Source organism: Natranaeroarchaeum aerophilus (genome assembly GCF_023638055.1).
GTDB lineage: Archaea > Halobacteriota > Halobacteria > Halobacteriales > Natronoarchaeaceae > Natranaeroarchaeum > Natranaeroarchaeum aerophilum.
The window spans coordinates 174,892-198,340 of sequence record NZ_JAKRVY010000002.1 but is presented as its reverse complement, the minus strand read 5'-3'; the positions used below and the strand labels follow the sequence as shown (position 1 = coordinate 198,340).

Genomic DNA, 23,449 nt, shown 5'->3' with positions numbered 1-23,449 from the left:
ATCAGTCGAAGTCCGGCAGGTCATCCGGTGCCTCGTACTCGGCTTCCCAGTCGATGTACTCCTCTTTGAGCACCTCCGAGACGATCTGGCCGAACTCGGTCATCGCGGCGTTGATCCCCGAAACGGTTCCCCAGGAGTCGATATCGGGATGATATTCCGTCTCACGCCAGTCCTCGGGGATCCCGGGCGCGTTGTATCCCACGCGATCCGCGAAGTCGTCCCAGAAGAAATCGAACGCGGCGAACATGCCGAGTTCGACCGCTATCCTGTACTCCTCCTCATCGAGATCAGTGTGTGCCGCCCACTGTTCAAACCCGTCCAGCCACGCGCCGTCGTGGAGGAGCGTCTCAAGCTCGTCACGTCGATACTCGGAGGTCTCGTCGAGATGGTCATCGTCTTCGTACTTGTCAGGAACCTGTTCGGTCAGCTCCGGTAGCTCGGGCGGTTCGACGTCGAGGCTCATATACACGTAGTAGGGGCGTGGAGTGAATAAGGTTCCCGCAGGCGGTCGAACTGCGCTGGGACGTCCAGTCAGTGCTGGTGGAGCGGCTGACGCTCCATCTGGTGGCGCAACTCGGCCAGTGCGGTCTTGTCGACACCGTTGTCGAACTCTGCCATCAGCCGAAGTACTTCCGGCTTTGGTACCTTGACGCCGCCTTCTTCGAGGACGTCTTCGGGGCGCTCACGGAGCTCGCGGATCGTCCCGACCGCGAGCAGATAGGGGATCGCCCACGCGGCCAGCGTGTTCCCGCGGTGTTCCGGCAACGCCTCGAGATAGACCAGCGCGTCGTCGAGATAGCCCGCCGCACGATCGGTGACGCGTTCGATCACACTCGTCACCTCGCGGTGGTTGTGCTTCTCGCAGACGGCATCCTGGTCGACGCCGTACTCTTGCAACCAGCTCGCGGGCAGATAGACGTTGTTCTCCTCGTGGTAGTCGTCGGTGACGTCCTTGGCGACGTTGACAAGCTGGAGCAGGAGGGCAAACGAACGAGCGTTTTCTTCTAACACTTCGGTTCGCTGTGGGTCGGTTCCCCGGGTGACCAGATTCGTGATGAGTTCGCCGACGGTTCCGGCGGCGTACCAGCAGTACTCCTCGAGTTCGTCCGGCGTCTCGATCCGCAACCCGCCCGTCTCGGCGTGTCGATCGACGAACGTCGCCATCCCGCCGACCAGTTCTCGGACGGGCTCGCGGATCGCTTCCCGGTCCGCTTCCGGGAGGTGTTCGAAGGTCCGGACGATACGGGAAGCATTCCCGACGACCGCCCAGTCGTCAGCGTCTTCGCCGGGCTCTTCAGGGATCCACTCGGCGACATCCTCGTTGAACTCCCTGACCGTCACGTCGGCGTCCCGGGCGATCGCATCGTTGTACTCCTCGAGCAGCCCCTGCTGGACGTCAGGCGGGATATGACCCGCGTCCTCGACCGTATCCGCGACGCGACAGAGGAGGTAGCCGACACAGATCCGCGAAGCCATCGGCTCGTCCAGCACGTCGATCGTAATCGCAAACGTTCGCGAGACGTCGGAGACGGCGTCGAAACACCAGGCCAGGTCCTCGTCGAACGTCACCTCTTGGGTGTCGTTCATCCTCGTAGTAATTCCTCTAGACCCCAGAGATAAAAAGGTCTAAGGAATCGCCGCCGAGAGGATACCCACTGCCCGCACGTTGTGAATGGTTTTTCATGCACGTTATGGAAACGGTGAAGTGACACGCCACGAACGATTCGATATGGATTTCACGCTCTCGACGGAGCAACGCCAGATCGACGAGATGGTGACGGAGTTCGTCGACGAAGAAGTCGTCCCGCGGGCAGGGGAGATCGATGAAACCGACGAGTTCCCCCGCGATCTGCTCGACGAAATGGCCGACCTCGGCCTGCTCGGGATGCCGTTTCCCGAGGAGTACGGCGGGGCCGGACTCGATTACCACAGCTACGCGCTCGCGCTGGCGGAGATCAGCCGCGGCAGCGGCGGGCTCGGGACAATCGTCGCCGCCCACACCAGCCTCGCCGGAAACATGCTCTACGAGTTCGGCGATGACACGCAGAAAGAGACGTATCTGACGCCGCTCAATGAGGGCCGAGAGATCGGCGCGTTTGCCCTCTCGGAACCGGGCGCTGGCAGCGACGTGCCCGCGATGGAGACGACTGCCGATCCGGTTGGTAGTGGCGATGGCGATGCCGCCGAGTACGTCCTGAACGGCAACAAACTCTGGATTTCAAACGGGTCGGTCGCCGAGACCGTCGTCGTCTTCGCCAAAACCGACGAGGAGGCGGGAAACAGGGGTATCTCCTCGTTCGTGGTTCGACCCGAGGAAGACGACGGGTTCCACGTCGAGGGCACCGAACACAAACTCGGTGACAAGGGCTGTCCGACCGCCGAGTTGCGGTTCGACGACCTGCGAATCCCCGCCGACCGTCGTCTCGGCGCGGAGGGCGACGGGTTCGTCCAGGCGCTGAAGACGCTCAACGCGGGGCGGATCACCATCGCGGCACGCGGGGTCGGCATCGCGCAGGCCGCCCTCGACGCGGCGGTCGAGTACGCCAACGAGCGCGAGCAGTTCGGCCAGCCCATCGGCGAGTTCCAGTCGATCAAACACAAGATCGCCGACATGGACACGAAACTGCAGGCCGCAAAACTGCTCATGCACCGCGCGGCCGACCGGAAGATTCGGGGAGAAACGTACATCAAGGAAGCTGCACAGGCCAAACTCTACGCAAGCGAGGTATCCCGCGAGGTGGCCAACGAGGGCATCCAGATCCACGGCGGCTACGGCTACACCAAGGACTTCCCGGTCGAACGCTACTACCGCGATGCCAAGCTCAACGAGATCTACGAGGGGACGAGCGAGGTCTTGCGGAACACGATCGGCGATCAGGTGCTCGACGGGTAGTCGAGCTCCTCGCGCATCCACTCGAACTGGCGCTCGACGCTCCGGCGTCCCGGCTCGGTCAGCGCGTACACGTCGTGCAATCCCTCGGTTTGCTTCTCGACGAACCCCGTTCGTTCTAGCTGGTCGAGCGCGCCGTAGAACTGCCGCGGCTCGAAGCGTTTGTCGTATCGTCGCTCGATCGCCGTCTTGAGCGTCTGCCCGTTGCGTTCCTCGCCGTACAGCAGGATACAGAGGTCGCGCCGAAGGCCGCTCTGGAGCCACTGGGACATACCCGATACCACTTGCGCTGAGCGCTTTGGCGTTCCGATCCAGCTTCCGGAACCGACAGCTTCGATTAGGGGCCGTCCTAACCGCCGGGTATGAGCGACGCGACGGCAGAGGCAGGCGACGTCAGCGCCGAGTACTACACGACCGAGACCGAGCGCATCCTCGCGTTCGAGCGGGACGGCCGGACGGCCGCCATCGCACAGAACATCGAAGGGTACGCGATGTTGAAAGTCCGGCCGAGTGCGGACGGCGACGAGCTAGAACGGTACTATGGCTTCGACATGGCGCTGGATCACGCCGCGGAGTTACTGGGAACGTCGCCGAATGACCTGCCGGTGCCCGACGATGCGAATGATATGGGGATGTGACCGATCCCAACGACGTTCTCAGTTGACGACCAGATAGACGAACAGGAACGAAAAGTAGATCAGCACGAGAAGCGCGAGCACCTTCAGTCGAAAGAGGCCGATCTCCTCGTTTTCGTCCAGATACGTATCCTGAAAGGCGTCACGTTCGTCGTCGTCGATGAGTTCGGGATGGTCGAGCCCGACGTGTAACCGACGGAGTCGTTCGGTTCTGAACGGCCGGTCGCAGTATGGACAGGTGTGTGTCGCGGCGTCCTCCGGAACCTCGTACCGGCTCGAACCGTGTCGCTGGGTCCCGGACATGAGCGATTACAGGCCCGCACCGACGTACAGCACGACGACCAGGAACACCCAGACGATGTCGACGAAGTGCCAGTACATCGAGACAGTGCTCACGGAGACGTGACGTTCCGCCGAGTACTGGCCTCTGAGCGCCCGGACGAAAACGAATCCCATCATCGCGATGCCGAGTGAGACGTGGATCCCGTGCAAACCGGTCAACGCGTAGAAGCCATTGGAGAATGCACCCTCGAAGAAGCCGTAGTTGTACTGGACGATGAACTCGTAGTACTCGAACGCCCAGCCCCCCATGAAGATCAGGCCGAGCAGGATCGTCGCGCCGAACAGCTGAATGAACCGCTTGCGATCCTCGTTGAGTAGCGCGACGTGTGCGTAGTGGATCGTCGCACTACTGGCGAGCAGCACGATCGTGTTGAAGATCACGACCGAGTTCAGCAGTGCGGGCACGTCGCTGAAGTCGCCGGATGGCCAGCTCGCGCCGACGCGGAGGAAGAAGTAATAGACGAACAGGGCACCGAACGTGGCGATCTCGGAGCCGAGGAACGCAAGCATTCCCCAGCGGAGCTTCGACTCGTGTTTGTGGTCGGCCTCGCGGCTCCAGAAGTCGGCGACGAAGGCGTGGTAGAGCCAGCCGTACAGACCGCCAAGGAAGATCAGCGCGCTCAGCGCGAAGAGTACACCGCCGACGAGCTGTTCGCCGAGTACATAGATCGCTGCGGCAATGTAAAAGCCCGATCCACCGATCGCCGTGATGAAGGGCCACCAGCTCGCCTCCCCGAACCCGCGGGGGAAGTCTTTCACCGCGGGGAGGTGGTGCCCGTGGTCGTCTGCAGCGTCGTCAACAGTCATATAGAGGGGTTACATGCCGACTATTAAAAATCCATCCAACCGAACCAGCCACGAACGAGCCTCTCCGAGAATTCCCTCTCCGTCGAACAGCTAGAACCGTCGCTGTGGCTGATAGTTTGTCGCCAGCGCTCGGCCAATGTAGATCGTCACGACGACCAGAAGGAAGAGGGAGACCAGCGATCCGACGAGCAGTGTCGGGACGTCGGCGAATATACCGGGGGCAACCGAGTACACCCCAATCGCAGCAAGTGCACCGACCAGCAGCCAGAGCACGGCAACGAGCGTTCGGAACCACCACTGCTCGCCGATATCGACCCCACCGCTTTCGAGTGCTTTGTGACCGGACATACTGTTTACCCGTTATTTGGCGACTGTATTATTAAAGAAGCGGGCAGTTCTCACTATTCGGGAACTATGTTCTGGTTGGAGGGGCGCTCGATGACCCAGAGGAGGGCAACGATCGAAAGGGCAAAGACGAGTAAGGAAAGCTCCGCCGCGCTGTCGACCGTCCCCATCGTCGCGACCGATCCGCCACCGAGCGCACCGACGACGAGGGCAAGCACCGAACCGGTACAGGTCACGCAACTCAAGAGTCCTACCAGTCCGACGGTTCCCGCCCCCAGAGAGCGCCCGAGTGCGACATAAACCAGATAGGTCAGTCCGAGATAGCCGACGACGCGGAACGGCACGAGCGAGAGCGTCAGTAGCGAGCTCTCGTAGGCGATCATCGGCCCCCATCCGGGTGGGAGCGTGTGGACGGTGAGGCCGCCTCCGGATCCACCGAGCGAGACGATCCCACCGATCCACGCGAGCACGAGGAAGTACGTTCCTGCAATGGCTGCGAGAGACCCGGATAGTGGCGGTGACCGTCGCCACGCCACAGCAACGGCAATCAGTGTCAGGTTGATCCAGATCAGCGGGTAGGCGTATTGCCACGCCGGAACATCGGTCGCACCGGTCGCTCGTACATACGCCAGTACGGCCGCGACTTCGAGCAAGAGAACTCCGGCACCCGCGACGAACAGCCGATGCAGTGCGGATGCGTCGACGGTGTCCGGGTGCCAAATTCGTGTCATGGGTTCCGATCAGGAGCCTGTGTTCGAACCGTCCGGGAACGTCCCGTAAATGACGAGTGCCGTGATGTAGACTGCGCCGACGAGTATGGTGGTTCGGGCGGAGATCTCGATGTTCATGAACGACAGAAGCGTCCTGAGTTCGATGAGAACTGGAATGCTAAAGCCGATCAGGATCAGAAGCCCTGTGTTCGAGATCCTGCTCATCGGAACACCTCGATGAGGGGGGTGAGATCGGTCATGACCGGAAATGCCTCACCACCGAGACCGAACAGGCCGCCATCGCTGACAATACTGGCGATCGGAAGCGTGTACGCGAGGATCACCAGCACGACCGCGATCGCGGTCCAGAGCTTCAGATTGTCGAGGACCTGCGGGGCATCTTCGGGTCCGGACAGTGCCGGGGGGAGCTCGTCGTCGACAGGGTTCTCGACGCGCGGCCCGAGCGCGGTGAGCAGGGCATTACCGAGGAACAGGATCAGTGAGACGAAGAGGATCGTCCCGCCGAGCGCGATCTGGGCGTCCAGTTCCCCGACCGTTCCGATCGACGCCTCGAACGTGACATCTTGATACTGCGGCTCGGCAGTCCGGCGGGGAATACCGAGCAGACCAGCACGGTGCATAGCGTTCGACATGAACGTCATCCCCACGAACCAGAGGATCACCTGGAACAGCCCGATCTGTTTGCTGTACAGCGGTGAGCCGGTCAGTTGTGGGAGCAGCCAGTACGTCCCTGCCATCAGCGTCAGCGCGACGGCAGTCCCGACTGTCAGGTGGAAGTGGCCGGGCACCCACAGCGAGTTGTGGACGAGATAGTTGATGTTCATCCCAGCGTTGATCATCCCGCTAAAGCCCCCTGCCGCGAACATCAGCCCTGCAAGCGCCATCCCGGCAAAGGCCGGGTCGCGCCACGGAAGGGCCTTGAGCCACCCGAGTTTGCCCTCGCCGCCACGCTGTCGCGCGCCGTGTTCCATGCTGGCGACCACGGTAAAGGCGGTGAGCAGGCTCGGCAGGAGCAAGAACATGGTGTTGGTCATCGCGATGAACTTGAACCCTTCCGCGATCCCCGGATCGAGATACTGGTGATGGATCCCGACCGGCGTCGAGAGCAACAGGAAGAGCACGAAAACGACACGTGCCAGCGGGTCACTGAACAGCCGTCCGCCCGAGAGTTTGGGGAGCACAGTGTACCACAGCAGGTACGCGGGCATCAGCCAGAAGTACACGACAGGGTGACCGAAGTACCAGAACAGCGTCCGCGTCAGTAGCGGATTGACTGTGTCGATCAGCCCGAGCGACCACGGGAGCAAGAAGACGAGGATGGCGACGGCGACACCGAGCGTCGCAATGTACCACATGATCATCGTCGTCAGCACCATGAACGTCTGCAACGGGATCCTGTCATCGGGGTTTTCCTTCGTCCAGGCCCACCACGATCGGAACCAGTCTGCCCCGGCAAGCCACGTCCCGATGACGAACATCGTCAGTCCGATATAAAACAGCGGATGTGCCTGCAGCGGCGCGTAGAAGGTAAACAGGACGGCGGCGCTCATATCGATCGAGTCGACAAAGCCCGCGAAGATCGGGATCGCCACGAAGACGGTTCCCAGACTCATCAGTCCGTACCACGACCAGGTAAACCGGATATCCTCGACGTGTCTGTCGAGGCTCGACGTGACAGCCCACGTGAAGATGCCGACCAGGAAGAAGATCGTGAACGTGATCACCATGAAGACGCCGTGGCCGGTCAGCACGTCGTAGTACTTCGTCGAGTCGATAATCCGCACGAAATCAGTGCGGTGGAGTGTCTGGATCAGCCCGAAGACGCCGCCGAAAAACAGCGCGACGAAGGAGCTGTACAGCGCATAGCGGATGACGCGGGCTTCCTGTGGAAACCGATCGACGTACGTGCTCATTCCTCGCTCACCTCGAACTCGTCTTCAGGGACAACGTGCACTTCCCCTTCCATCCCGTGATGCCCAGCGCCACAGTACTCGTTACAGACGACGCCGTACTCGCCGGGCTCCTCGAACTCGACGGTCATCGTCGCTACCTCTCCGGGAATCACCATCGTGTTGACGTTCGTCCCGACGATTTCGTAGCCGTGTATCACGTCCGGCGATGTGACGTAGAAGGTTACTGTACTGTTGGCCGGCACCTCGAGGGGATCGGGATTAAACCGGTACTGTTCGGCAACGACGTAGGCCTCGTAGGTCCCATCATCCATCTCCTCGACGCGCGGATCGGTAAACCGGTCGTCTTCATCGAGTGCATCCGGATTGATCGAGGACTCCGAGTCGTCGATCATCGCGATCCCGAGGCCGACCGCCCCGTAGGTAACCGTCGCGATGAACCCCACAATGAGCAACATCGACGCAGCAAGCCAGAGCTTTTCGTAGGTGTGAATGTTCATACTGTTCCGATCACCGTGGGGCCGTGTTCGGCGAATTCAACGAAATACATGAAGAACCACATTATTGCGAGTATTGCAAAATATATCGCGATCAGGGAGAGCGTCCCGATCGGATCGAACTCGTCGTGTCCTATTTCTCGTATCTCGCGCTCCTCGGTCATATGGCCCCTTTAGAAACAGCCCATTTCTATGCTGTCGGCTATTCTCACGTTCTGGGATTGGGACAAACATTCATAAAGCACATCCCATGATATGAGGGCATGACTACTTCGCTCCTCACGCCACGGCGCGGCGCAGCGCTGGGATTACTGGCCATTATCCCGGCATTCGCGTACGCGTTCGGACGCCCAAGCCTGGCGGGGTACGTCGCGGCAGTAAACATCGTGATCATCTTCGCGTCGCTGTACGTTGCGATGCGCCCTGTAGACGGAGATCATCACGGCGCCGAGGACAGCTCCCACGAGTCGACGTAGCTGATGGGTTCGACCGTTCTCGCGGTAATCGGGGGTGGCGGGATTTCGACCACAGAGTTCGGTGTCTTCTTGCTGGTCGGTCTCCTCGCCGGGGCCCACTGTCTCGGTATGTGCGGGCCGCTCGTGACAACGTACGGTGATCGAATCTCGGCATCGAGAGACGACCGCCGCTCCGACACGCTCTCGTGGTTCGAGGTCCGCCAGCACGGACTGTTCAATCTCGGCCGCACATTCAGTTATGCGGCAATCGGCGGGCTGTTCGGCCTGCTCGGTGCGGCCGCGTTCGCGTCGAGTGACGCTATTACGGCTGCAGGCGACTCGGTCCGTGCCAGTACTGGCATCGTCGTCGGGATCGCGATCATACTCGCTGGCGTCTACTACCTTCGTGGCCAGTCCGGCGTGCCCGGCGGGCGGGTTCCACTCTTCGGAGCCGTCTTTGGACGCCTCAGTGGACTCATCACGAGCCGCGTCGACAGACTGGCGACCTCCGGCGGGATCGTCGGTCTCGGCGCGATACACGGACTGTTGCCGTGTCCGATCATCTACCCGGCCTACCTGTACGCCTTCGCGACAGGCGATCCGATCCGCGGGGCGCTCGCACTGGGTGTGCTCGGTCTCGGGACGATCCCGACACTGTTCGTCTACGGCACGTTCATTCAGGCCGTCTCGGCGACATCACGGCGGCGCGTCCATCGCGCGCTCGGTGCTGCGTTCATCCTGCTGGGGTACATTCCCCTCCAGCACGGACTGATGCTGTACGGGATCCATCTACCACATCCGCCGCTGCCCCACTATCAGCCGCTCTGATCATGCAAGATGCCGCTTCCCCCCGACAGGTATCCGAACCAAGCGATAGCGAGTGTCGACTCTGCGATCTGCCGGTCCCCGCGGATCCGATTACCGATCCCGAAGTCGACGGCGAGTTCTGCTGTCGCGGCTGCCTGGAGGTCCAGCGTACGCTGGGTGACGTGGATGTCGACGACGTCGACGAACTTCGGGGAGAGGATGCCGACGATCCAGACGATATCGAGGGGGAGGAACTGTATCTCGCGGTCGATGGCATGCACTGTTCGACCTGCGAGGTATTCCTCGAGAACCGCGCGAGCGGGATCGAGGGCGTCGCGGCGGCGCGGGCGAGTTATGCGACCGACACCGTCCAGGTGACCTACGACGCCGATACGACCGACCCCGAAGGTATTCCTGACGCGATTTCGGGGATGGGTTATGAGGCACGTCCCCGGGCAGAAGACACGAACGGTACCACCGAGAGCGCCGCGCTGGTGAAGTTCCTGCTCGGCGGCGGTCTCTTCGGCATGATGGTGATGCTGTGGTACGTACTCTTCCTCTATCCCACCTACTTCGGTTTCGACCCTGTCGTCGAACTGGGCGGGTTCGACGGGCTCTACATCTACGCGAATATCTGGCTGCTAACTTCGCTGATCCTCTTTTACACTGGCTACCCGATCCTCCGGGGAGCCCTCGTCAGCCTCCGTGCGAGACAGCCGAACATGGACCTGCTCGTCGCGCTCGCGGCGATAGGGGCCTACGCCTACAGCACCATCGCGATGCTCGCAGGCCGGTCGGATCTGTACTTTGACGTGACGGTTGCGGTCGTCCTGGTCGTCACTGCGGGCAACTACTACGAGGGGCGGATCAAGGAACGCGCGGCTGGACTGCTCTCCGAACTGACACAGCTACAGGTCGAGGACGCCCGGCTGAACGAAAGCGGCGAGCGCGTCCCACTCGACACGGTTGATGCCGGCGAGGAACTGCTCGTCAGGCCCGGCGAACGGGTGCCGCTCGACGGGACCGTTCTTGACGGCAGCGCTGCGGTCGACGAGGCGCTGATCACCGGCGAATCCGTGCCCGTCGAGAAGGGGCCGGGTGATCCGGTGCTCGGCGGGACGGTGGTGACCGACCAGCCACTCGTCGTGGAAGTCGGCGAGGAGGCCGCGAGCACCCTCGACCGGATCGTCGAACTGCTGTGGTCGATCCAGAGCACGCGCCCCGGTGTCCAGCGGCTCGCGGATCGGCTCGCGATCGTGTTCGTCCCGCTAGTCATCCTGCTGTCGTCGGTGACCGCCCTCTGGTTACTTGCCACCGGATCGGCGTTCACGCCGGCGATGCTAACCGCGCTCACCGTGTTGATCGTCTCCTGTCCCTGTGCGCTTGGACTGGCCACGCCGCTTGCTGTCGCGTCCGGCGTGCAGACGGCCGCAAAACGCGGGATCGTAATCGCCGCGGAGACGATCTTCGAGGATGCGCCGGACGTCGACATCGTCGCCTTCGACAAGACTGGAACCCTGACGACTGCCGAAATGACTGTCGAGCGCGTCGATGCCGACGATACCGAAGCCGTGCTCGCCCGTGCGGCCGCGCTCGAGCGTCTGACCGAACACCCGGTCGCCCGGGCGATCGTAAACCACGTGAACGAGCGCGCACCCGATACCCTTCCGAGCGTCGACAACTTCCAACGTCACGCCCGCGGCGTTACGGGGCGTCTCGACGGCGACCAGATCATTGTCGGTCATCCACTGTTGTTCGCAGAGCGCGACTGGGAGATCCCCGACCGCTTCGAGTCGACGGTCGCCGAAGCGCGTGACAGCGGGACCGTACCCATCGTCGTCGGCTGGAACGGGCGGGCCGAGGGCGTCGTGGTGGTCGGCGATACGCCACGACCGAACTGGGAAGACGTCCTGTCACGGGTCGGTGAGGAACGACGCGTCGTGGTTATCACCGGCGATGAGGGGGCAGCAGCCGAGCGGTTCCGGGCCGCCCCGGCGGTCGATGACGTGTTCGCCGGCGTCCCGCCCGAGGCCAAAGCCGAGACCGTAAAACGGCTCCGGACGCAGGGCAAGACGGCAATGGTCGGCGACGGGAGCAACGACGCACCGGCGCTGGCCGCGGCGGACGTCGGGATCGCGCTCGGTAACGGGACCGAACTCGCGACGGACGCCGCCGACGCCGTAATCGCCAGCGGGAATCTCGACGGCGTCCCGGACGTGTTCGACCTCTCGGCGCGGACGAACCGTCGGATCAGACAGAATCTCGGCTGGGCGTTCGTCTACAACGCCATCGCGATTCCACTTGCCATCACCGGATATCTGAACCCGCTGTTGGCTGCCGCCGCGATGGCGCTATCGAGCTTTCTGGTCGTCCTCAACTCTTCGCGGAGTCTGTAGGTGGGTTTCGGCGCTCGTACCAGACTCCCTAATACCGTCCAGCACCTGCGTCTTCCCATGTACGAGAGCAACCTCAGTAGACGGCGTATTCTGGCAGCTGCAGGCGGGGTAGCGATCGGCGCGCTCGCCGGCTGTCTCGGTGATGACGATGCACCGGAGCCGATCGCCCTCGACGACGGTCAGTCCTGTGATCAGTGTGGCATGGTGATCGAGGAACACCCCGGTCCGACTGGGCAGATATTCTTCGAGGACTACCCGGACGATCGGGAGGGTCCAGCGCACTTCTGCAGCGGCACCTGTACCTACCGATACCGGTTCGATGCCGAAGATGCCGGAGAAACACCGATCGTCACGTATCTCACCGATTACAGTGGCGTCGATTACAGCCTCACGGGGGACGAGGAGCAGCCGTTCATCTCCGCGCATCTGGACGCGGACGACTACGCCGAGGAAACAGGGATTACTTTTGTCGCAGGATCGGATGCCCACGGCGCGATGGGCCCCGATCTGATCCCGTTTGAGGACGATGGCGATGCCACGACCTTCGCGGACGAGCACGGTGGCGACGTCGTTACCCACGGAGAAATCAACCGTGAGCTACTCGACGCGATGGGGAACTGATCACCGGCGAGAGACGCCGAGCGCGGTGATACTCAGGCCGATCAAGGTCCATGCTAGCAGGCTAAACGCGCTCGCAACGGGAGACGCGTAACCGGTTTCTGCCTCGAACGCGACGTACAGCACCGTCTCGAACACCAGCCCACGATACGCGCTCGTGGGCGACGCCGCGATTGCTGTCAGCAGCGTATCGCCAGTCACCCATCCCGTCCCGACGCCACGGAGAACGAGCAGGTCGAGGCCAACGACCAGTCCACCGAGGCCGACGACGGCGAGCGTTAACGCTGCTTTCCGACTGCTCGCCAGCGCAGAAAGGGCAAGTACGACGGCCAGCACCATCAACCCGTACGCGAGCGTGAGAAGCACGAACCGGCCGAACAGGACCGGCGAGTCGATCCCGCGATGTGTCGCGACGATGGTCGTATCCGGGCCAGCAGAGAGTGAGACGAGGATGCCGACGACGAGCAATGGGATGCCGAGGATTCCCACGACGGTTACTGCCCGACCGGCGTAGACGCCGCCGACGTACGCCCAGTCCGGAACGGGGTAGGTGGAAAGCACCGATAGCTCATCGCGCTGGACGTCGTCCGCGATTGACCGGTAGCCGACTGCGAACGCGACCGCGGGGACGAGCAGTTCGAGCGGCAAGAGCAGGTCGACTGCGGTGGGAACGTAGCCCGCACCGGTCCCGCCACCGACGGTTGCGATCCCGAGAATCACCGCGGAAACGCCGACGAACAGCAGGAGATAGCTACGCGTGCGGACAATGCTCGCGAGTTCGCGACCGAAGATGACCCGCGCCGCACGGCGACCGCTCATTGGGTCACCCCCGCGACGTCGACGGCATCAGTCGATCCCGTGGTAGCCTCGCCGAACACGTCCCAGAGCGAATCCATTCCGTGAGTCCCCAGTAGTTCGTCGGGCGAGCCGTCCGCTACAACGGTTCCGCGGTCGAGCACCAGTACACGATCCGCCGTCCGCTCGACCAGCGACAGGTCGTGTGAACTCACGAGCACCGCCGTCCCGTCGTCCGCGAGGTCGTTCGTCACCTCGAACGTCCGACGACGCATCCCGGGATCGAGACCACTCCCCGGTTCGTCGAGCACGACCACCGGTGGATCGCCGACCGTCGCCTGTGCGATTCCGAGCAACCGCGTCATCCCGCCGGAAAGGGCCTCGACACGTCGGTCCGCAGCGTCGGCCAGACCGACCTGTGAGAGCCGATCCGTCCCTTCCTCGTCGACGAGCGCGCGGTAGAAATCGATCGTCTCGCGAACTGTAAACCCCGGTCGAAAGGTTGGGCGCTGGGGGAGGTACCCGATCTCGCGCTCGCGGTCCGGCCCCCGATACTCGACGGTCCCATCGGTCGACGGCAACAGTCCAGCCAGCACGCGCAAGAGCGTCGTCTTTCCCGAGCCGTTCGGTCCGACGATCGCCATCACCTCCCCCGGTTCGACGTCGACCGAAATATCGTCGATCACCTCGACCTCATCGAAGGAGTGGCTGACAGCATCGGCACGGAGGATCGCCTCGGTTGTCATGACGTGTCACCTCCATCCTCACCGAGCTCCGACCGTTGCTCGTCGTCGAGTTCGGCGAGTCTGTCAGGGTTCACTGGCTCCGCAAGCGGCGCGGTGTCGACGACGCTTCCACTGCGCAGGCCGGGCGTGGTGCCGCGAAGCTCGCTCAATCCGCGCGCGGCGGGGGATTCCGCGAGCGTGAGTGCGCCATCAGTCCGGTGGAGCTGTCCCTGTACGGGATCTGTTGGGGAGTACGAGCGATCCAGTACGCCCCCCGATTCCGTACCGTATGCCCCGTCCCAGTAGTTGCCCTGGCCGTCGAAGGTCCAGATCCGCAACGGACCGATGTTCGCGTCGACGTGCTGGTCGTTCGCGACGATATCGTTGTGCACGACCCGGTTCGAGGCGAGGATCGAGCCGGTGCGGAGACCAACGTCGTTGTCGTAGATGACGTTTGCCTCGTACAGCGACTGGTCCGCGCTTGTCGTGATGCCATACTCGTTGTCCGCGACGACGTTGTCGGCGACGTAGCTTTGGGACCCGGCGGGGAGGATCCCATGCGTCGCCTCCCGGACATCGTTGCCGACAATCGCGTTGTGTGTCGGGTTCGTCATAATCGTCAGTCCGGCGAGTTCCTGCCCGCGAGCGTGGTTGTCCGCGATCACCGAATCCGATGTATGCATCAGATGGACGCCAAAGCGGTTGTCGTAGAATTCGTTGTCCCGGATCACTGTCTCGGGCGATCGATGGAGGTAGACGCCGTCGCGGCCACCGTCGAACGTGGAGTTCTGGACCACGCCGGGCGAGCGCATCGACATGACGCCCATGAACCCGTCGCGCCACTCCTCGCTCCCGTCGACCGTGCTGTCGTCGACGACCGCATCGGGTGCGTCACGGAGCAAGACGCCGTTTGCCGGGGTCTCGATCGAGACGTTCGTGACGTAGACGCCGGTCGCGTCGACCACGTGGATTCCGGCATCACCGTGGCCGTAGCCCGATTCGATGTTGGCGTCCCAGTCTTCCTCGTCGCCGTCTTCTGTCGCCGCATCGGGATCGCGAGTCTGATTGCCAACTCCGTCGACATGAACGCCGTCGATGGCCACGTCGTCGGCCCGGACTTCGATACCGTTCCCCTCGCCGTCACCGCGGATCGTCGCGTCCTCGCCCCGGAGCGTGAGGGGCTCGTCGATCCGAAGGGTCTCCTCGTAGGTTCCGGCTGGGATCTCGACTGTCGATCCCGCCGGCGCGTCGTCGATCGCGTCCTGTACAGTCTCGTCGTCCTCGACGGTTCGTACCGGGTCGCGGTCGAGCAATGGCTCGACAGCATCGACTTGCTCGTCGGCCTGTGATCGCTGCTCGTCGACACGGTCGCGCACGACAGCGGCACTGTCGACGTCGAACGAGCGCGTTCGGAGCTCGGGCCAGTCGACGATCTCGCCTCCGTGCTCGTCGACGAACACCGTGGCCGCGGATTCCGAACCGAACGGGACGACAGTTTCGCCAGCCGGCGTCCGGGCCTCGCTATCGACGACAAAGTACGCGTCGCTCGCGTCGACCCAGCCGGTCGACGTTTCGGCGGTCAGATACCCTTCATCCGTAAGCTCGACCGTTGTCCCCCCGTAGTCAGAGACGTAGACGACAAGCGGATAGCCAAACTGCTGGTCGTGTTCGGGCTGGTCGAGCGTGCTAACTGCCTGCTCGACGCCGTAGTAGCCGACCACGTACTCGTACTGGGAGTAAAATACCTGTACACGGGGAATCGAGAGGTCATCGTGCTCGGCGTCGCGCTGGTCTTCCTGTGAGATACCCAGCGTTGTCACCGAGTCGAACGGCTCCGGCGAGGGCGTCGAATCCTCGACATCAGCGGCGAACACGCCGGCAGCAATAATGCCGATCAGGCCAGCGACAATCACCACCGCAATGGTTAGCTCCCGACCACGGTACAGCATCTGGTTCACACGTCGTTGTATCGGGTGTGCCGATTTACGTTGTCTGGTATGGTTCTCGAACGGCCAGTCAGAACGCGTACAGCAGTAGCTGTACCGTGCATTGATCGAGCTGAAAAACACCTGCGGGTTACTCGTCGTTACCGTTCGCTTCGTCGCCGTTCTCCTCTTCTTCGGCTTCGGCCAGTTGCTCTTCCATTGTCTCGTCGAACTCCTCTTCAGTGACAACGTGTGTCTCGAAGAGCATTCCCGAATGGCCAGCACCACAGTACTCCGTACAGTAGCCCTGGTAGGAGCCGGTCTCGGTCGGCGTCGTCGACACCGTGTGGACCACGCCGGGCTGGGCCTGCTGTTTCACACCCAGATCCGGTATGTGGACCATATGCAACCAGTTCTCTGCGGTCACCTGCATGTAGACTTCCTGATCCTTGGGGATGTACATCTCGTTGGTCATCTCGACACCCTCGTACTCGTTCTGGTACTCGAAGTGCCACTGCCAGGCGTCGTCACCCTCGATTTCGATGACGACGGCGTCTTCGGGCGGTTCGTCGTCGGCCATCGAGCTGACCTGGGGATCCGCCATGACCTCGAAGGCGGCGAATCCGACGAACAGCAGGACGATGGCGGTCGCGATCGTCCACGTGATCTCCAGACGGCGGTTCTCCTCGGTCGGCTTCGGATCGTCGTTGTTCCGGAACTTCAGGACGGCGTAGATGAGGATCCCTTCGACCAGTAGCGTGATCGGCAGGGCGACGATGATCAGCCGTTCGTTGAGGTCGCTGATCAGCTCGGCGGAGGTAGACGCCGCCGAAACTGGCTGGGCCAGCAACAGCAACAGCGTCCCCGTCCACACGGTGATCAGGGCGATCCGCGCTCTCTTCATTATGGGTCGTTCTTAGGGAAAGGGGGTTAAATATGTGCTGACTTTTCGAGCGAGGGCCGGGCGAAGCGCGCCGCATAAGTATCCCCAGTCGAAGGGTATCACAAGAGGTAGTCGTACGTGTCACACCCCCCCGTTCGAAGCGAATCGAGGTTTCCGCTGGTCGGTAGTCACGACCGGTTCACGTGGCTACTGGCCACGACGGTGATGGGTGTGTATCTGCTGATCGTCGTCGGCGCGACGACCGCGATCACCGACGCTGCAGCGGCCTGCGGGGGCTGGCCAGCCTGTGGCGGTGAGTGGTTTGCCATCTCCGATACACAGATCGCAATCGCGTGGGGCCACCGGGTTACCGCTCTGCTCGTCGGCGTACTGGTCGCGATCACCGCCGCAATCGCTCTGATCGGGGACGCGTCACGACGTGTCCGGGCGGCGCTCGGGCTCGGTGTAGTCCTGTACACGACACAGGTAGCTATCGGCGCGGCCGCCGCGACCGTTGGCCTGACCGGCGTGCTCTCGAACCTGCATCTGCTTGTCGCAATGCTCGTGTTCGGAACGCTGGTGCTCGCGCTCGCGTGGACGCTCGAAGCCGAGACGGCCGGACTCGACGTCGAGAGCGATCCCACTGAGCCGGATCCCGACCCGGAGCCAGTCGGCGATGTCCCGACCCCCACAGTCCCGGACGACGTGCTGGGCCGGGCGAAACTGACCGCGTTCGCCTATTTCCGACTGATGAAACCGCGTCTGATGTGGTTGCTCTGTCTCGTGGCATCAGCAGGAATGGCGCTGGCCGCAGGCCCCGACCTGACCATCCGGACCATCGTGTTGACACTTACCGGGGGTGTGCTGGCGATCGGCGCGAGCGGCACGTTCAATCACGTGCTGGAACGCGATGTCGACAAAAAGATGGCCCGAACCTCGGACCGACCGGTCGCAACCCACCTCGTCCCGGTCCGGAACGCACTGGCCTTCGGCGGCCTGCTAACCCTCGCGTCACTCGCCGTCTTCCTCCAAGTGAACGTCCTCGCGGCTGCACTCGGCCTCGTTGCGATCCTGTTTTACAGCGTCATCTACACGCTGGTGCTCAAGCCGAACACGGTCCAGAACACGGTTATCGGCGGTGCTGCCGGCGCGCTGCCCGCGATGATCGGGTGGGTCGCCGTGACGGGACGGATCGGCCTGCCCGGACTCGCGCTCGCTGGCGTGATCTTTCTGTGGACGCCCGCCCACTTTTACAACCTCGCGCTGGCGTACAAGGACGACTACGCCCGGGGCGGGTTCCCGATGATGCCGGTCGTCCACGGTGAGGCGGTCACGAGAAAACACATCCTGTGGTATCTGGCAGCAACCCTGCTGGGCGCGAGCGCGCTTTCGGTGATTACGGATCTCGGCGTCCTCTACGCCGCGACGACGGTCGCTCTCGGCGGCGTCTTCCTCTGGGCAGTCGTCCGCCTCCACTGGGAACGCACCGAGCAAGCGGCGTTTCGCGCATTCCACGCCTCGAACGCCTATCTCGGCGCGCTGCTCGTCGCCATCGTCGTCGACGCACTCGTACTGTAACCGATGAGCTCACTCACACAGCGAGCCGACCTCGATCGCTTCCTTCCCGACAGGAACACGGCCCTGCTGTACGCGGTCATCATCAACACACAGCTGATCCTGTTCGGGGTGTATTTGCTCATGCTCGGCCAGACGAGCGTGACGACGTTCCATCTCTACCCGTTGATCTGGCTGAACGTCGGCGCGTGGGCGCTCTATCGCACGTCGCCTGCCGACGCCTCCGTGCGGACGCGCCGGAAAGCAGGCGTAATCGCTGCCCTCTACTTCGGCCTGCTCGCCCTCTTCGGCGGACTGATCGCCCCCGGGGCGTCATTCTATGACGTCGCCTTTGCGGGCGGGCTCAACGTGAACGTAGCAGGGCCCCCCGGTCTCGTGCCGAACCTGTACTACGGCGGCGAGCTGATCGAACTGTCCCTGATGCCGGCGTTTATCGTAGGATACGCGGCACTTGCCTACCTCGTCTATGCGACGATCATCGATGCGACCAACGCCGCGGTCTCGGGCCTGCTGGGACTGGTCTCCTGTGTGAGCTGTACGTGGCCGCTGATCGCCGCCGTCGTGGCGAGTATCACCGGCGGCTCCGCGAGCGCGTTTACGGCGGCGACCTCGGGCTTCTCGTTTGGCCTGTCGACCGTCATCTTCGTCGTGACGGTCGGCCTGCTGTACTGGCGGCCGTTCGGGCGCTAACGCTTCCCGCGGGGGCAGCTCGTCTCGGGCGCTTTATATTTCGGAAGGAGAAACGTCCCTGTACCCGTGGCCCGCCCATCGCTTCGAACCGTATCCGCGAGGCTCACTGAGTTCGACGCGCTCGTACTGGTCTCCTTGCTCTGGTTTCTCGCGAAGTTCGTCCGCTATGCCTTCCCGCCGTTATTCGAGCCGCTACAGGGCGTCTACGGTGTCACGAACGCCGAAATCGGGGTTGCGTACACCGGGTTCATGCTGACGTACGCCGCGATGCAGTTTCCCTCCGGCGCGCTCGCGGATCGATTCGGCTCGGTTCGGGTCATCGCGACCGGAAGTATGGTCGCCGCGCTGGCCGCACTCGCGCTGGTCGTCGACTCGCCCTTCCCCGTCCTCGTCGGCGCGATGGTCCTCATGGGCGCGGGGACCGGCGCACACAAGACGGTCGCAATCCGTCTGCTCTCGCGGCTGTATCCCGCCAGAACGGGGAGAGCACTGGGGACGATGGACACTATCGGGACGCTTGCGGGTGTAGCCGCACCGGCGGTCGTCGTCGCCGTCCTCGCGGGACCAGCCCTGCTCGGCGAGAGCTGGCGGACGGTCTTTCTCGTGGCTGGACTCGCGGGGATCGTCGGAACGGTCGCGTTCGCGTTGCGGGTCTCTGATCCGGAAGGGACGGACAGTGCTGGCGCGTCAGGCGGGACAGTTCGTGAATACGTCACGCTCTTCCGGAACCCCCGTCTCCTCGCCTTTGTCCTCGTCACGGTGCTGTTCGGGTTCACCTACAACGGCGTCGTTGCCTTTCTGCCGCTGTATCTCACCAGCGAGGCGGGGCTGACCCCCGCGACTGCTGGACTGCTCTTTGGCGCGCTGTTCGCCGCGAGCGTGGTGCAGATTGTTTCAGGGACGGTCAGTGACCGGGTTGGCGAGTTACCGGTCATCGTCGCCACCCTCACGCTGGCGACGGCCGCCCTCGCCGCGCTGGTCGTCCTGACGCCGACCGGTCGTCCGCTCGTGCTGGGTGCGGTCGTCGTGGTGATCGGCCTCGGCTCACATGGTTTCCGGCCGGTGCGGGGTGCCTACTGGATGTCGGTCCTCCCCGAGTCAGTTGCTGGTGGCAGTCTGGGAATCGTCCGGACGCTCCTGATGGGGTCGGGCGCGCTCGCCCCCGCCGTAGTCGGCGTCCTCTCGGAGTCGGTCGGCTTCGTCACGGCGTTCTGGGTGCTCACGGTGACGATCGCCTGCGCCGCGGCACTCGCGGCGGTGTTGCTGCTCAGCCGCTAGAGCTCCCTGTCATCCCCCGCCGTTGATGCTGTAGCCGACACGTTAGTACATATGACAACCGCTCTCTCACAGCCAACGGTCCTGCTCCCAGTCGAGGTTGACGAAGCAACGACTCCACCGGGCGCGCTTATCGATCTGCTGGGCCCCCACCGAGTGGTCGTCCTCGGCTACGGGACGGTTCCTGATCAGACCCCGACCGAGCAGTACGAAGCCGAGTTCGGCGACGCGGCGCGCGAGCGGACCGACGCAATCGTCGACGAGTTCGAGGGGCAGAACGACGTCGTTTCGACCGTCGTCTTCACGAGGAATCGGTCGCAAACGGTCGATCGGGTCGCCGAGGAGTACGGAGTTGACGCGGTGGTGACGCCCGGCGAGGTCGACAACGCTGTTGACGACATACTCGTCCCGATCAAGGGCGACCCGAACATCGTGCGCCTCGTGGAGTTCACCGGGCGGTTGCTCGAAAACAGCCAGGTAACAGTCACCGTGTTCCACGTCGCCGACTCCGATGCCGACGAGGCGCGCGCGGAGTTCCTCTTGCGCGGTGCCTGTGACAAGCTCCGCGAACTTGGCGTCGATCCCGATCGGATCGGATGGAAACAGGAACGCTCCGGATCGGCGGCGAAAACGATCGCAGCGACTGCCGAGGAGTACGACCTGCTGGTCGTCGGTGAATCCGAGCCGTCGCTCCGGCGACGGATCCTCGGTGGTGTCACCGGGCGGATCAGCGACCGGACGAACCGCCCGACGCTCGTGGTCAGGCGTCGGTGAGTACAGGCCCGCAATCAGTCGCGGTGGCCCCAGCGCTTGCCCTCTTCGTCGTAGCGGGCCTCGGAGATCCGGTCGTGCTGATCGTCACTGAGCGAGACGTCAACCGCGCCGACGTTTTCATCCAGTTGATCGACGGTGCGCGCGCCGACGATTGGGACGCAGGTGAACTTCTCCTGATCCATGAGCCAGCGCAGGGATACCTGTGCGGGCGTGGCGTCGACCTCCTCGGCGACGGCCCGGATCTCGTCGAGCACCTGCCAGCCCCGATCGGAGACGTAGTAGTCGTCGAAGTTCGGGTCGATCGCCCCGCGGGAGTCGTCGGGTGCCTCGATGCCGTCCTCGGTGCGCTCGTACTTGCCCGTCAGGAATCCGCCCGCCAGCGGCGAGTACGGACAGACTGCAATCTCCTGATCCGCGCAGACGTCCAGATAGTCGACCACGTCGTCACGGTAGGCCGCGTGGAAAAGGGGCTGTGTCACGTCGAACCGTTCGAGTCCCTCGACGTCGCTCTTCCAGAGGGCTTTCGTGAGTTTCCAGGCAGCCATCGACGACGCGCCGATGTAGTGGACCTTGCCCTCGCGCACGAGGTCGTTGAGCGTCCGCAGGGTCTCCTCGACCTTCGTGTCGTCGTCGAAGCGGTGGATGTAGTACAGGTCGAGATAGTCGGTGCCGAGCCGATCCAGCGTACCCTCGATCTGTGCTCGGATGTGTTTGCGTCCGAGCCCCGAGTCGTTCGGTCCCGGTTCGCCGTCGCCGTCGTAGGGGAAGTAGACCTTCGAGGCGAGGACGAAGTCGTCCCGATTCTGGTCCTCCAGCCACTCGCCGATCCACTGCTCGCTTTTCCCGTTCGGCGTACCGTAGACGTTCGCGGTGTCGATGAAGTTGATCCCGCGCTCGGCGGCGGCGTCGAGCAGTTCGTGGGCCTCCTCTTTCGTCGTTTCGACGGTTCCGTCGGTATCGCGGCCGAAGCGCCACGTACCGAGACAGAGCTGTGACACTGACGTGCCGGTCGAACCGAGCTGTGTGTACTCCATACGACCGTATATCGCCCGCCGAGGGAGTTAATCGGTTGGGTAGCGGTCAGCTGGTACGTCGGATAGTGGAACCGTCGTGACGGGCACAAAACATATACGACGATCCGATCAACGATCACCCATGGTCACCCCTGAATACGCGCTGGAGGGTAGCCGATGACGCCCCCGAGCCGTCGGCAGGTCCTCAGTGCGAGTGCTCCGGCTCTCCTCGCAGGCTGTCTAGACTCCAACTCGACGACTAGCGGCGATAAACGTGAAGACAGTACTGAGGACGAGCAAAAATCCGGGGAACTGATGCATATCGAAGCCTGGGTTATCGAAGACGTTCCGTCATCGATCGATCCGGTTCCATCGGACGACGACAGAGTCGACGGGGTCGGGCTCTTCGCCGAGCTGTTCGAGAAGCTTTCGGACGTAGAGTACGAACGCGGTACTGTTCGCAGTTCTGATCACGGGGAGTTCGAGGGGATTTCGATCCACGGAGTCAGTGCGACATCCGACAAAGCCGAGGCGACACAGGACGCCTACGAGGACCTCCCACGGCAGAATGCGGAGGGACTTCCGAACGCCCCGTATCTTGAACATGAAGGAGAAGTGATCGCAATCGTGACACTCGGGATCGGGCGTGAAGAGTAACCTGACAGGCGCTGATTCACGAGACATACACTCAGTAGCTCTCTACAGCCACTCCATCGAATCGCTCGAAGTCGTCCGTATTTTGCGTGACGACTGTCGCGCCTTCCGCTTTGGCGACGGCGGCAATCAGTAGATCTCCGGCAAGGGAATTGATTTCGTCCTGATTCACTGTTTCGTCCCGGTGAAATTCCGCTTCTAGCTCGCCAGCAGTAACCGCATGTTCCATCTGGAACGGGAGGATCGTCGTCCACTCGAACTGTGACTGAATCTCGACTGGATCGAGCGTCCCCTGAATCTCCCGTCCGACGGCGATTTCTTTGATGTTCAGTGTCGTCGTCACGAACTCCTCTTCTTCGTGTCGTTCGAGATACTCTGCAACCGCTTGCCGTCCCGCCCAGTAATGGATGAGGAAGGTTGTATCAAGCAGTTTCATCGTCTGCCTCTACATCCGCGAGTTCGTCGAGAGCCTCCCGCTGGCGTGCGGACAGCCCTTCACCTGTCCGATCACGACTATCCTCGACGATCCGTTCGAGTTCGTCCGCGTCTCCCTCCGTGAGCGTTCCGAATCCCTCACGCCAATCGACAGTGGTGTCATCCAGTATGCGATCCACGAGGTCCGTGAAGCTCTCGTCCTCTCGTTTTCGAGCCTTCAACCGCTCGTATACGTCCTCCCGAATGCCGATGGTTTTCGTCCCCATAGTTTG

Annotated in this window: 28 protein-coding genes and 1 pseudogene; 11 read left to right on the top strand and 18 right to left on the bottom strand. The window is 62.8% G+C overall.

What is annotated here, in order from left to right; genetic code table 11:
* Position 1: 1 nt before the first annotated feature.
* Together AArcSt11_RS05395 and AArcSt11_RS05390 are read right to left on the bottom strand one after the other, a co-directional pair.
* A complete protein-coding gene (locus AArcSt11_RS05395) occupies positions 2-463 on the bottom strand; it encodes a DUF7992 family protein (RefSeq protein WP_250595278.1) in 462 nt (153 codons plus the stop codon).
* Positions 464-531: 68 nt separating this feature from the next.
* Complete coding sequence (locus AArcSt11_RS05390; RefSeq protein WP_250595277.1) at positions 532-1,587, bottom strand: phytoene/squalene synthase family protein; 1,056 nt, start codon at positions 1,585-1,587, stop codon at positions 532-534.
* Positions 1,588-1,729: 142 nt separating this feature from the next.
* Here AArcSt11_RS05390 and AArcSt11_RS05385 point away from each other — a divergent pair, with 142 nt between their 5' ends.
* The gene (locus tag AArcSt11_RS05385) at positions 1,730-2,893 is read left to right on the top strand and encodes an acyl-CoA dehydrogenase (protein ID WP_250595276.1); all 1,164 of its coding nucleotides are present in this window, start codon (positions 1,730-1,732) and stop codon (positions 2,891-2,893) included.
* Here the strand turns inward: AArcSt11_RS05385 and AArcSt11_RS05380 are convergent.
* Positions 2,875-3,162, bottom strand: coding sequence for a PadR family transcriptional regulator (locus tag AArcSt11_RS05380; RefSeq protein WP_250595275.1), 288 nt, complete (start codon positions 3,160-3,162; stop codon positions 2,875-2,877). The two genes, AArcSt11_RS05385 and AArcSt11_RS05380, sit on opposite strands and share 19 nt — an antisense overlap.
* 90 nt (positions 3,163-3,252) lie before the next feature.
* On the opposite strand from AArcSt11_RS05380, the gene AArcSt11_RS05375 reads away from it, so the two are divergent.
* Positions 3,253-3,528, top strand: a complete 276-nt coding sequence (locus AArcSt11_RS05375) for a DUF7111 family protein (RefSeq protein WP_250595273.1) — start codon at positions 3,253-3,255, stop codon at positions 3,526-3,528.
* Positions 3,529-3,546: 18 nt separating this feature from the next.
* Here AArcSt11_RS05375 and AArcSt11_RS05370 read toward each other — a convergent pair whose 3' ends face one another.
* The 8 genes and pseudogenes from AArcSt11_RS05370 to AArcSt11_RS05335 form a co-directional block, all read right to left on the bottom strand.
* Positions 3,547-3,828 carry a DUF7410 domain-containing protein gene (locus tag AArcSt11_RS05370; RefSeq protein WP_250595271.1) on the bottom strand — a complete coding sequence of 94 codons (282 nt, stop codon included), beginning with the start codon at positions 3,826-3,828 and terminating at the stop codon, positions 3,547-3,549.
* A gap of 6 nt (positions 3,829-3,834) precedes the next feature.
* On the bottom strand, positions 3,835-4,674 hold the full coding sequence (locus AArcSt11_RS05365; RefSeq protein ID WP_250595269.1) for a cytochrome c oxidase subunit 3: 840 nt from the start codon (positions 4,672-4,674) through the stop codon (positions 3,835-3,837).
* Positions 4,675-4,764: 90 nt separating this feature from the next.
* Positions 4,765-5,022, bottom strand: coding sequence for a hypothetical protein (locus AArcSt11_RS05360; protein WP_250595267.1), 258 nt, complete (start codon positions 5,020-5,022; stop codon positions 4,765-4,767).
* Between the two features lie 53 nt (positions 5,023-5,075).
* Complete coding sequence (locus AArcSt11_RS05355; RefSeq protein ID WP_250595266.1) at positions 5,076-5,750, bottom strand: DUF7546 family protein; 675 nt, start codon at positions 5,748-5,750, stop codon at positions 5,076-5,078.
* Between the two features lie 9 nt (positions 5,751-5,759).
* On the bottom strand, positions 5,760-5,954 hold the full coding sequence (locus tag AArcSt11_RS05350) for a hypothetical protein (RefSeq protein ID WP_250595264.1): 195 nt from the start codon (positions 5,952-5,954) through the stop codon (positions 5,760-5,762).
* Positions 5,951-7,663, bottom strand: coding sequence for a b(o/a)3-type cytochrome-c oxidase subunit 1 (locus tag AArcSt11_RS05345; RefSeq protein ID WP_250595262.1), 1,713 nt, complete (start codon positions 7,661-7,663; stop codon positions 5,951-5,953). Before AArcSt11_RS05345 ends, AArcSt11_RS05350 begins: the two co-directional genes overlap by 4 nt.
* A 2-nt stretch (positions 7,664-7,665) precedes the next feature.
* Positions 7,666-8,160: pseudogene (locus AArcSt11_RS05340) on the bottom strand (cytochrome c oxidase subunit II); the annotation flags it as partial.
* Positions 8,157-8,321: a cytochrome oxidase gene (locus AArcSt11_RS05335; RefSeq protein WP_250595260.1), complete on the bottom strand. Its 165-nt coding sequence runs from the start codon at positions 8,319-8,321 to the stop codon at positions 8,157-8,159. The gene AArcSt11_RS05335 and the pseudogene AArcSt11_RS05340, both read right to left, overlap by 4 nt.
* A gap of 99 nt (positions 8,322-8,420) precedes the next feature.
* Between AArcSt11_RS05335 and AArcSt11_RS05330 the strand changes: the two genes are divergently transcribed.
* From AArcSt11_RS05330 to AArcSt11_RS05315, 4 genes are read left to right on the top strand one after another with little or no spacing between them, the layout of a single operon-like run.
* Entirely contained in the window at positions 8,421-8,633 is a 213-nt protein-coding gene (locus tag AArcSt11_RS05330; protein ID WP_250595259.1) for a DUF8131 family protein, read from the top strand.
* A gap of 3 nt (positions 8,634-8,636) precedes the next feature.
* Entirely contained in the window at positions 8,637-9,440 is an 804-nt protein-coding gene (locus tag AArcSt11_RS05325) for a sulfite exporter TauE/SafE family protein (RefSeq protein ID WP_250595258.1), read from the top strand.
* 2 nt (positions 9,441-9,442) lie between these two features.
* Positions 9,443-11,815, top strand: a complete 2,373-nt coding sequence (locus tag AArcSt11_RS05320) for a heavy metal translocating P-type ATPase (protein ID WP_250595257.1) — start codon at positions 9,443-9,445, stop codon at positions 11,813-11,815.
* 57 nt (positions 11,816-11,872) lie between these two features.
* Positions 11,873-12,436 carry a nitrous oxide reductase accessory protein NosL gene (locus tag AArcSt11_RS05315; RefSeq protein ID WP_250595256.1) on the top strand — a complete coding sequence of 188 codons (564 nt, stop codon included), beginning with the start codon at positions 11,873-11,875 and terminating at the stop codon, positions 12,434-12,436.
* Here the strand turns inward: AArcSt11_RS05315 and AArcSt11_RS05310 are convergent, their stop codons facing one another.
* The 4 genes from AArcSt11_RS05310 to coxB all read right to left on the bottom strand — a co-directional run bounded on the left by AArcSt11_RS05310 (position 12,437) and on the right by coxB (position 16,782).
* Positions 12,437-13,252: an ABC transporter permease gene (locus AArcSt11_RS05310; protein ID WP_250595254.1), complete on the bottom strand. Its 816-nt coding sequence runs from the start codon at positions 13,250-13,252 to the stop codon at positions 12,437-12,439.
* On the bottom strand, positions 13,249-13,974 hold the full coding sequence (locus tag AArcSt11_RS05305) for an ABC transporter ATP-binding protein (protein WP_250595252.1): 726 nt from the start codon (positions 13,972-13,974) through the stop codon (positions 13,249-13,251). The genes AArcSt11_RS05310 and AArcSt11_RS05305 overlap by 4 nt, the downstream gene beginning before the upstream one ends.
* Positions 13,971-15,902 carry a NosD domain-containing protein gene (locus AArcSt11_RS05300; protein ID WP_250595250.1) on the bottom strand — a complete coding sequence of 644 codons (1,932 nt, stop codon included), beginning with the start codon at positions 15,900-15,902 and terminating at the stop codon, positions 13,971-13,973. The genes AArcSt11_RS05305 and AArcSt11_RS05300 overlap by 4 nt, the downstream gene beginning before the upstream one ends.
* A gap of 127 nt (positions 15,903-16,029) precedes the next feature.
* Positions 16,030-16,782, bottom strand: coding sequence for a cytochrome c oxidase subunit II (gene coxB / locus AArcSt11_RS05295; RefSeq protein ID WP_250595248.1), 753 nt, complete (start codon positions 16,780-16,782; stop codon positions 16,030-16,032).
* A 117-nt stretch (positions 16,783-16,899) separates the two neighbouring features.
* On the opposite strand from coxB, the gene AArcSt11_RS05290 reads away from it, so the two are divergent.
* The 4 genes from AArcSt11_RS05290 to AArcSt11_RS05275 all read left to right on the top strand — a co-directional run bounded on the left by AArcSt11_RS05290 (position 16,900) and on the right by AArcSt11_RS05275 (position 21,075).
* Entirely contained in the window at positions 16,900-18,339 is a 1,440-nt protein-coding gene (locus AArcSt11_RS05290; RefSeq protein ID WP_353617698.1) for a heme o synthase, read from the top strand.
* Between the two features lie 3 nt (positions 18,340-18,342).
* Positions 18,343-19,026 (top strand): DUF7546 family protein, encoded by a 684-nt coding sequence (locus AArcSt11_RS05285; RefSeq protein WP_250595246.1) that lies wholly within the window; start codon positions 18,343-18,345, stop codon positions 19,024-19,026.
* A 66-nt stretch (positions 19,027-19,092) separates the two neighbouring features.
* Positions 19,093-20,304 (top strand): MFS transporter, encoded by a 1,212-nt coding sequence (locus AArcSt11_RS05280; RefSeq protein ID WP_250595244.1) that lies wholly within the window; start codon positions 19,093-19,095, stop codon positions 20,302-20,304.
* Between the two features lie 51 nt (positions 20,305-20,355).
* Positions 20,356-21,075 (top strand): universal stress protein, encoded by a 720-nt coding sequence (locus AArcSt11_RS05275; protein ID WP_250595242.1) that lies wholly within the window; start codon positions 20,356-20,358, stop codon positions 21,073-21,075.
* A gap of 14 nt (positions 21,076-21,089) precedes the next feature.
* Here AArcSt11_RS05275 and AArcSt11_RS05270 read toward each other — a convergent pair whose 3' ends face one another.
* Entirely contained in the window at positions 21,090-22,109 is a 1,020-nt protein-coding gene (locus AArcSt11_RS05270) for an aldo/keto reductase (RefSeq protein WP_250595241.1), read from the bottom strand.
* Between the two features lie 156 nt (positions 22,110-22,265).
* Between AArcSt11_RS05270 and AArcSt11_RS05265 the strand changes: the two genes are divergently transcribed.
* Positions 22,266-22,745 (top strand): hypothetical protein, encoded by a 480-nt coding sequence (locus AArcSt11_RS05265; protein WP_250595240.1) that lies wholly within the window; start codon positions 22,266-22,268, stop codon positions 22,743-22,745.
* A gap of 31 nt (positions 22,746-22,776) precedes the next feature.
* Here the strand turns inward: AArcSt11_RS05265 and AArcSt11_RS05260 are convergent, their stop codons facing one another.
* Positions 22,777-23,178, bottom strand: coding sequence for a type II toxin-antitoxin system VapC family toxin (locus tag AArcSt11_RS05260; RefSeq protein WP_250595239.1), 402 nt, complete (start codon positions 23,176-23,178; stop codon positions 22,777-22,779).
* Entirely contained in the window at positions 23,165-23,443 is a 279-nt protein-coding gene (locus AArcSt11_RS05255) for an antitoxin VapB family protein (protein WP_250595238.1), read from the bottom strand. The genes AArcSt11_RS05260 and AArcSt11_RS05255 overlap by 14 nt, the downstream gene beginning before the upstream one ends.
* Positions 23,444-23,449 lie beyond the last annotated feature (6 nt).

Coding starts and splice junctions, on each gene's coding strand:
- AArcSt11_RS05335 (WP_250595260.1), bottom strand. CDS start 8,321: ATGACCGAGGAGCGCGAGATACGAGAAATAGGACACGACGAGTTCGAT.
- AArcSt11_RS05310 (WP_250595254.1), bottom strand. CDS start 13,252: ATGAGCGGTCGCCGTGCGGCGCGGGTCATCTTCGGTCGCGAACTCGCG.
- AArcSt11_RS05255 (WP_250595238.1), bottom strand. CDS start 23,443: ATGGGGACGAAAACCATCGGCATTCGGGAGGACGTATACGAGCGGTTG.
- AArcSt11_RS05350 (WP_250595264.1), bottom strand. CDS start 5,954: ATGAGCAGGATCTCGAACACAGGGCTTCTGATCCTGATCGGCTTTAGC.
- AArcSt11_RS05300 (WP_250595250.1), bottom strand. CDS start 15,902: ATGCTGTACCGTGGTCGGGAGCTAACCATTGCGGTGGTGATTGTCGCT.
- AArcSt11_RS05355 (WP_250595266.1), bottom strand. CDS start 5,750: ATGACACGAATTTGGCACCCGGACACCGTCGACGCATCCGCACTGCAT.
- AArcSt11_RS05360 (WP_250595267.1), bottom strand. CDS start 5,022: ATGTCCGGTCACAAAGCACTCGAAAGCGGTGGGGTCGATATCGGCGAG.
- AArcSt11_RS05330 (WP_250595259.1), top strand. CDS start 8,421: ATGACTACTTCGCTCCTCACGCCACGGCGCGGCGCAGCGCTGGGATTA.
- AArcSt11_RS05390 (WP_250595277.1), bottom strand. CDS start 1,587: ATGAACGACACCCAAGAGGTGACGTTCGACGAGGACCTGGCCTGGTGT.
- AArcSt11_RS05365 (WP_250595269.1), bottom strand. CDS start 4,674: ATGACTGTTGACGACGCTGCAGACGACCACGGGCACCACCTCCCCGCG.
- AArcSt11_RS05375 (WP_250595273.1), top strand. CDS start 3,253: ATGAGCGACGCGACGGCAGAGGCAGGCGACGTCAGCGCCGAGTACTAC.
- AArcSt11_RS05370 (WP_250595271.1), bottom strand. CDS start 3,828: ATGTCCGGGACCCAGCGACACGGTTCGAGCCGGTACGAGGTTCCGGAG.
- AArcSt11_RS05285 (WP_250595246.1), top strand. CDS start 18,343: ATGAGCTCACTCACACAGCGAGCCGACCTCGATCGCTTCCTTCCCGAC.
- AArcSt11_RS05275 (WP_250595242.1), top strand. CDS start 20,356: ATGACAACCGCTCTCTCACAGCCAACGGTCCTGCTCCCAGTCGAGGTT.
- AArcSt11_RS05325 (WP_250595258.1), top strand. CDS start 8,637: ATGGGTTCGACCGTTCTCGCGGTAATCGGGGGTGGCGGGATTTCGACC.
- AArcSt11_RS05320 (WP_250595257.1), top strand. CDS start 9,443: ATGCAAGATGCCGCTTCCCCCCGACAGGTATCCGAACCAAGCGATAGC.
- AArcSt11_RS05315 (WP_250595256.1), top strand. CDS start 11,873: ATGTACGAGAGCAACCTCAGTAGACGGCGTATTCTGGCAGCTGCAGGC.
- AArcSt11_RS05380 (WP_250595275.1), bottom strand. CDS start 3,162: ATGTCCCAGTGGCTCCAGAGCGGCCTTCGGCGCGACCTCTGTATCCTG.
- AArcSt11_RS05385 (WP_250595276.1), top strand. CDS start 1,730: ATGGATTTCACGCTCTCGACGGAGCAACGCCAGATCGACGAGATGGTG.
- AArcSt11_RS05265 (WP_250595240.1), top strand. CDS start 22,266: ATGACGCCCCCGAGCCGTCGGCAGGTCCTCAGTGCGAGTGCTCCGGCT.
- AArcSt11_RS05305 (WP_250595252.1), bottom strand. CDS start 13,974: ATGACAACCGAGGCGATCCTCCGTGCCGATGCTGTCAGCCACTCCTTC.
- AArcSt11_RS05270 (WP_250595241.1), bottom strand. CDS start 22,109: ATGGAGTACACACAGCTCGGTTCGACCGGCACGTCAGTGTCACAGCTC.
- AArcSt11_RS05260 (WP_250595239.1), bottom strand. CDS start 23,178: ATGAAACTGCTTGATACAACCTTCCTCATCCATTACTGGGCGGGACGG.
- coxB (WP_250595248.1), bottom strand. CDS start 16,782: ATGAAGAGAGCGCGGATCGCCCTGATCACCGTGTGGACGGGGACGCTG.
- AArcSt11_RS05345 (WP_250595262.1), bottom strand. CDS start 7,663: ATGAGCACGTACGTCGATCGGTTTCCACAGGAAGCCCGCGTCATCCGC.
- AArcSt11_RS05395 (WP_250595278.1), bottom strand. CDS start 463: ATGAGCCTCGACGTCGAACCGCCCGAGCTACCGGAGCTGACCGAACAG.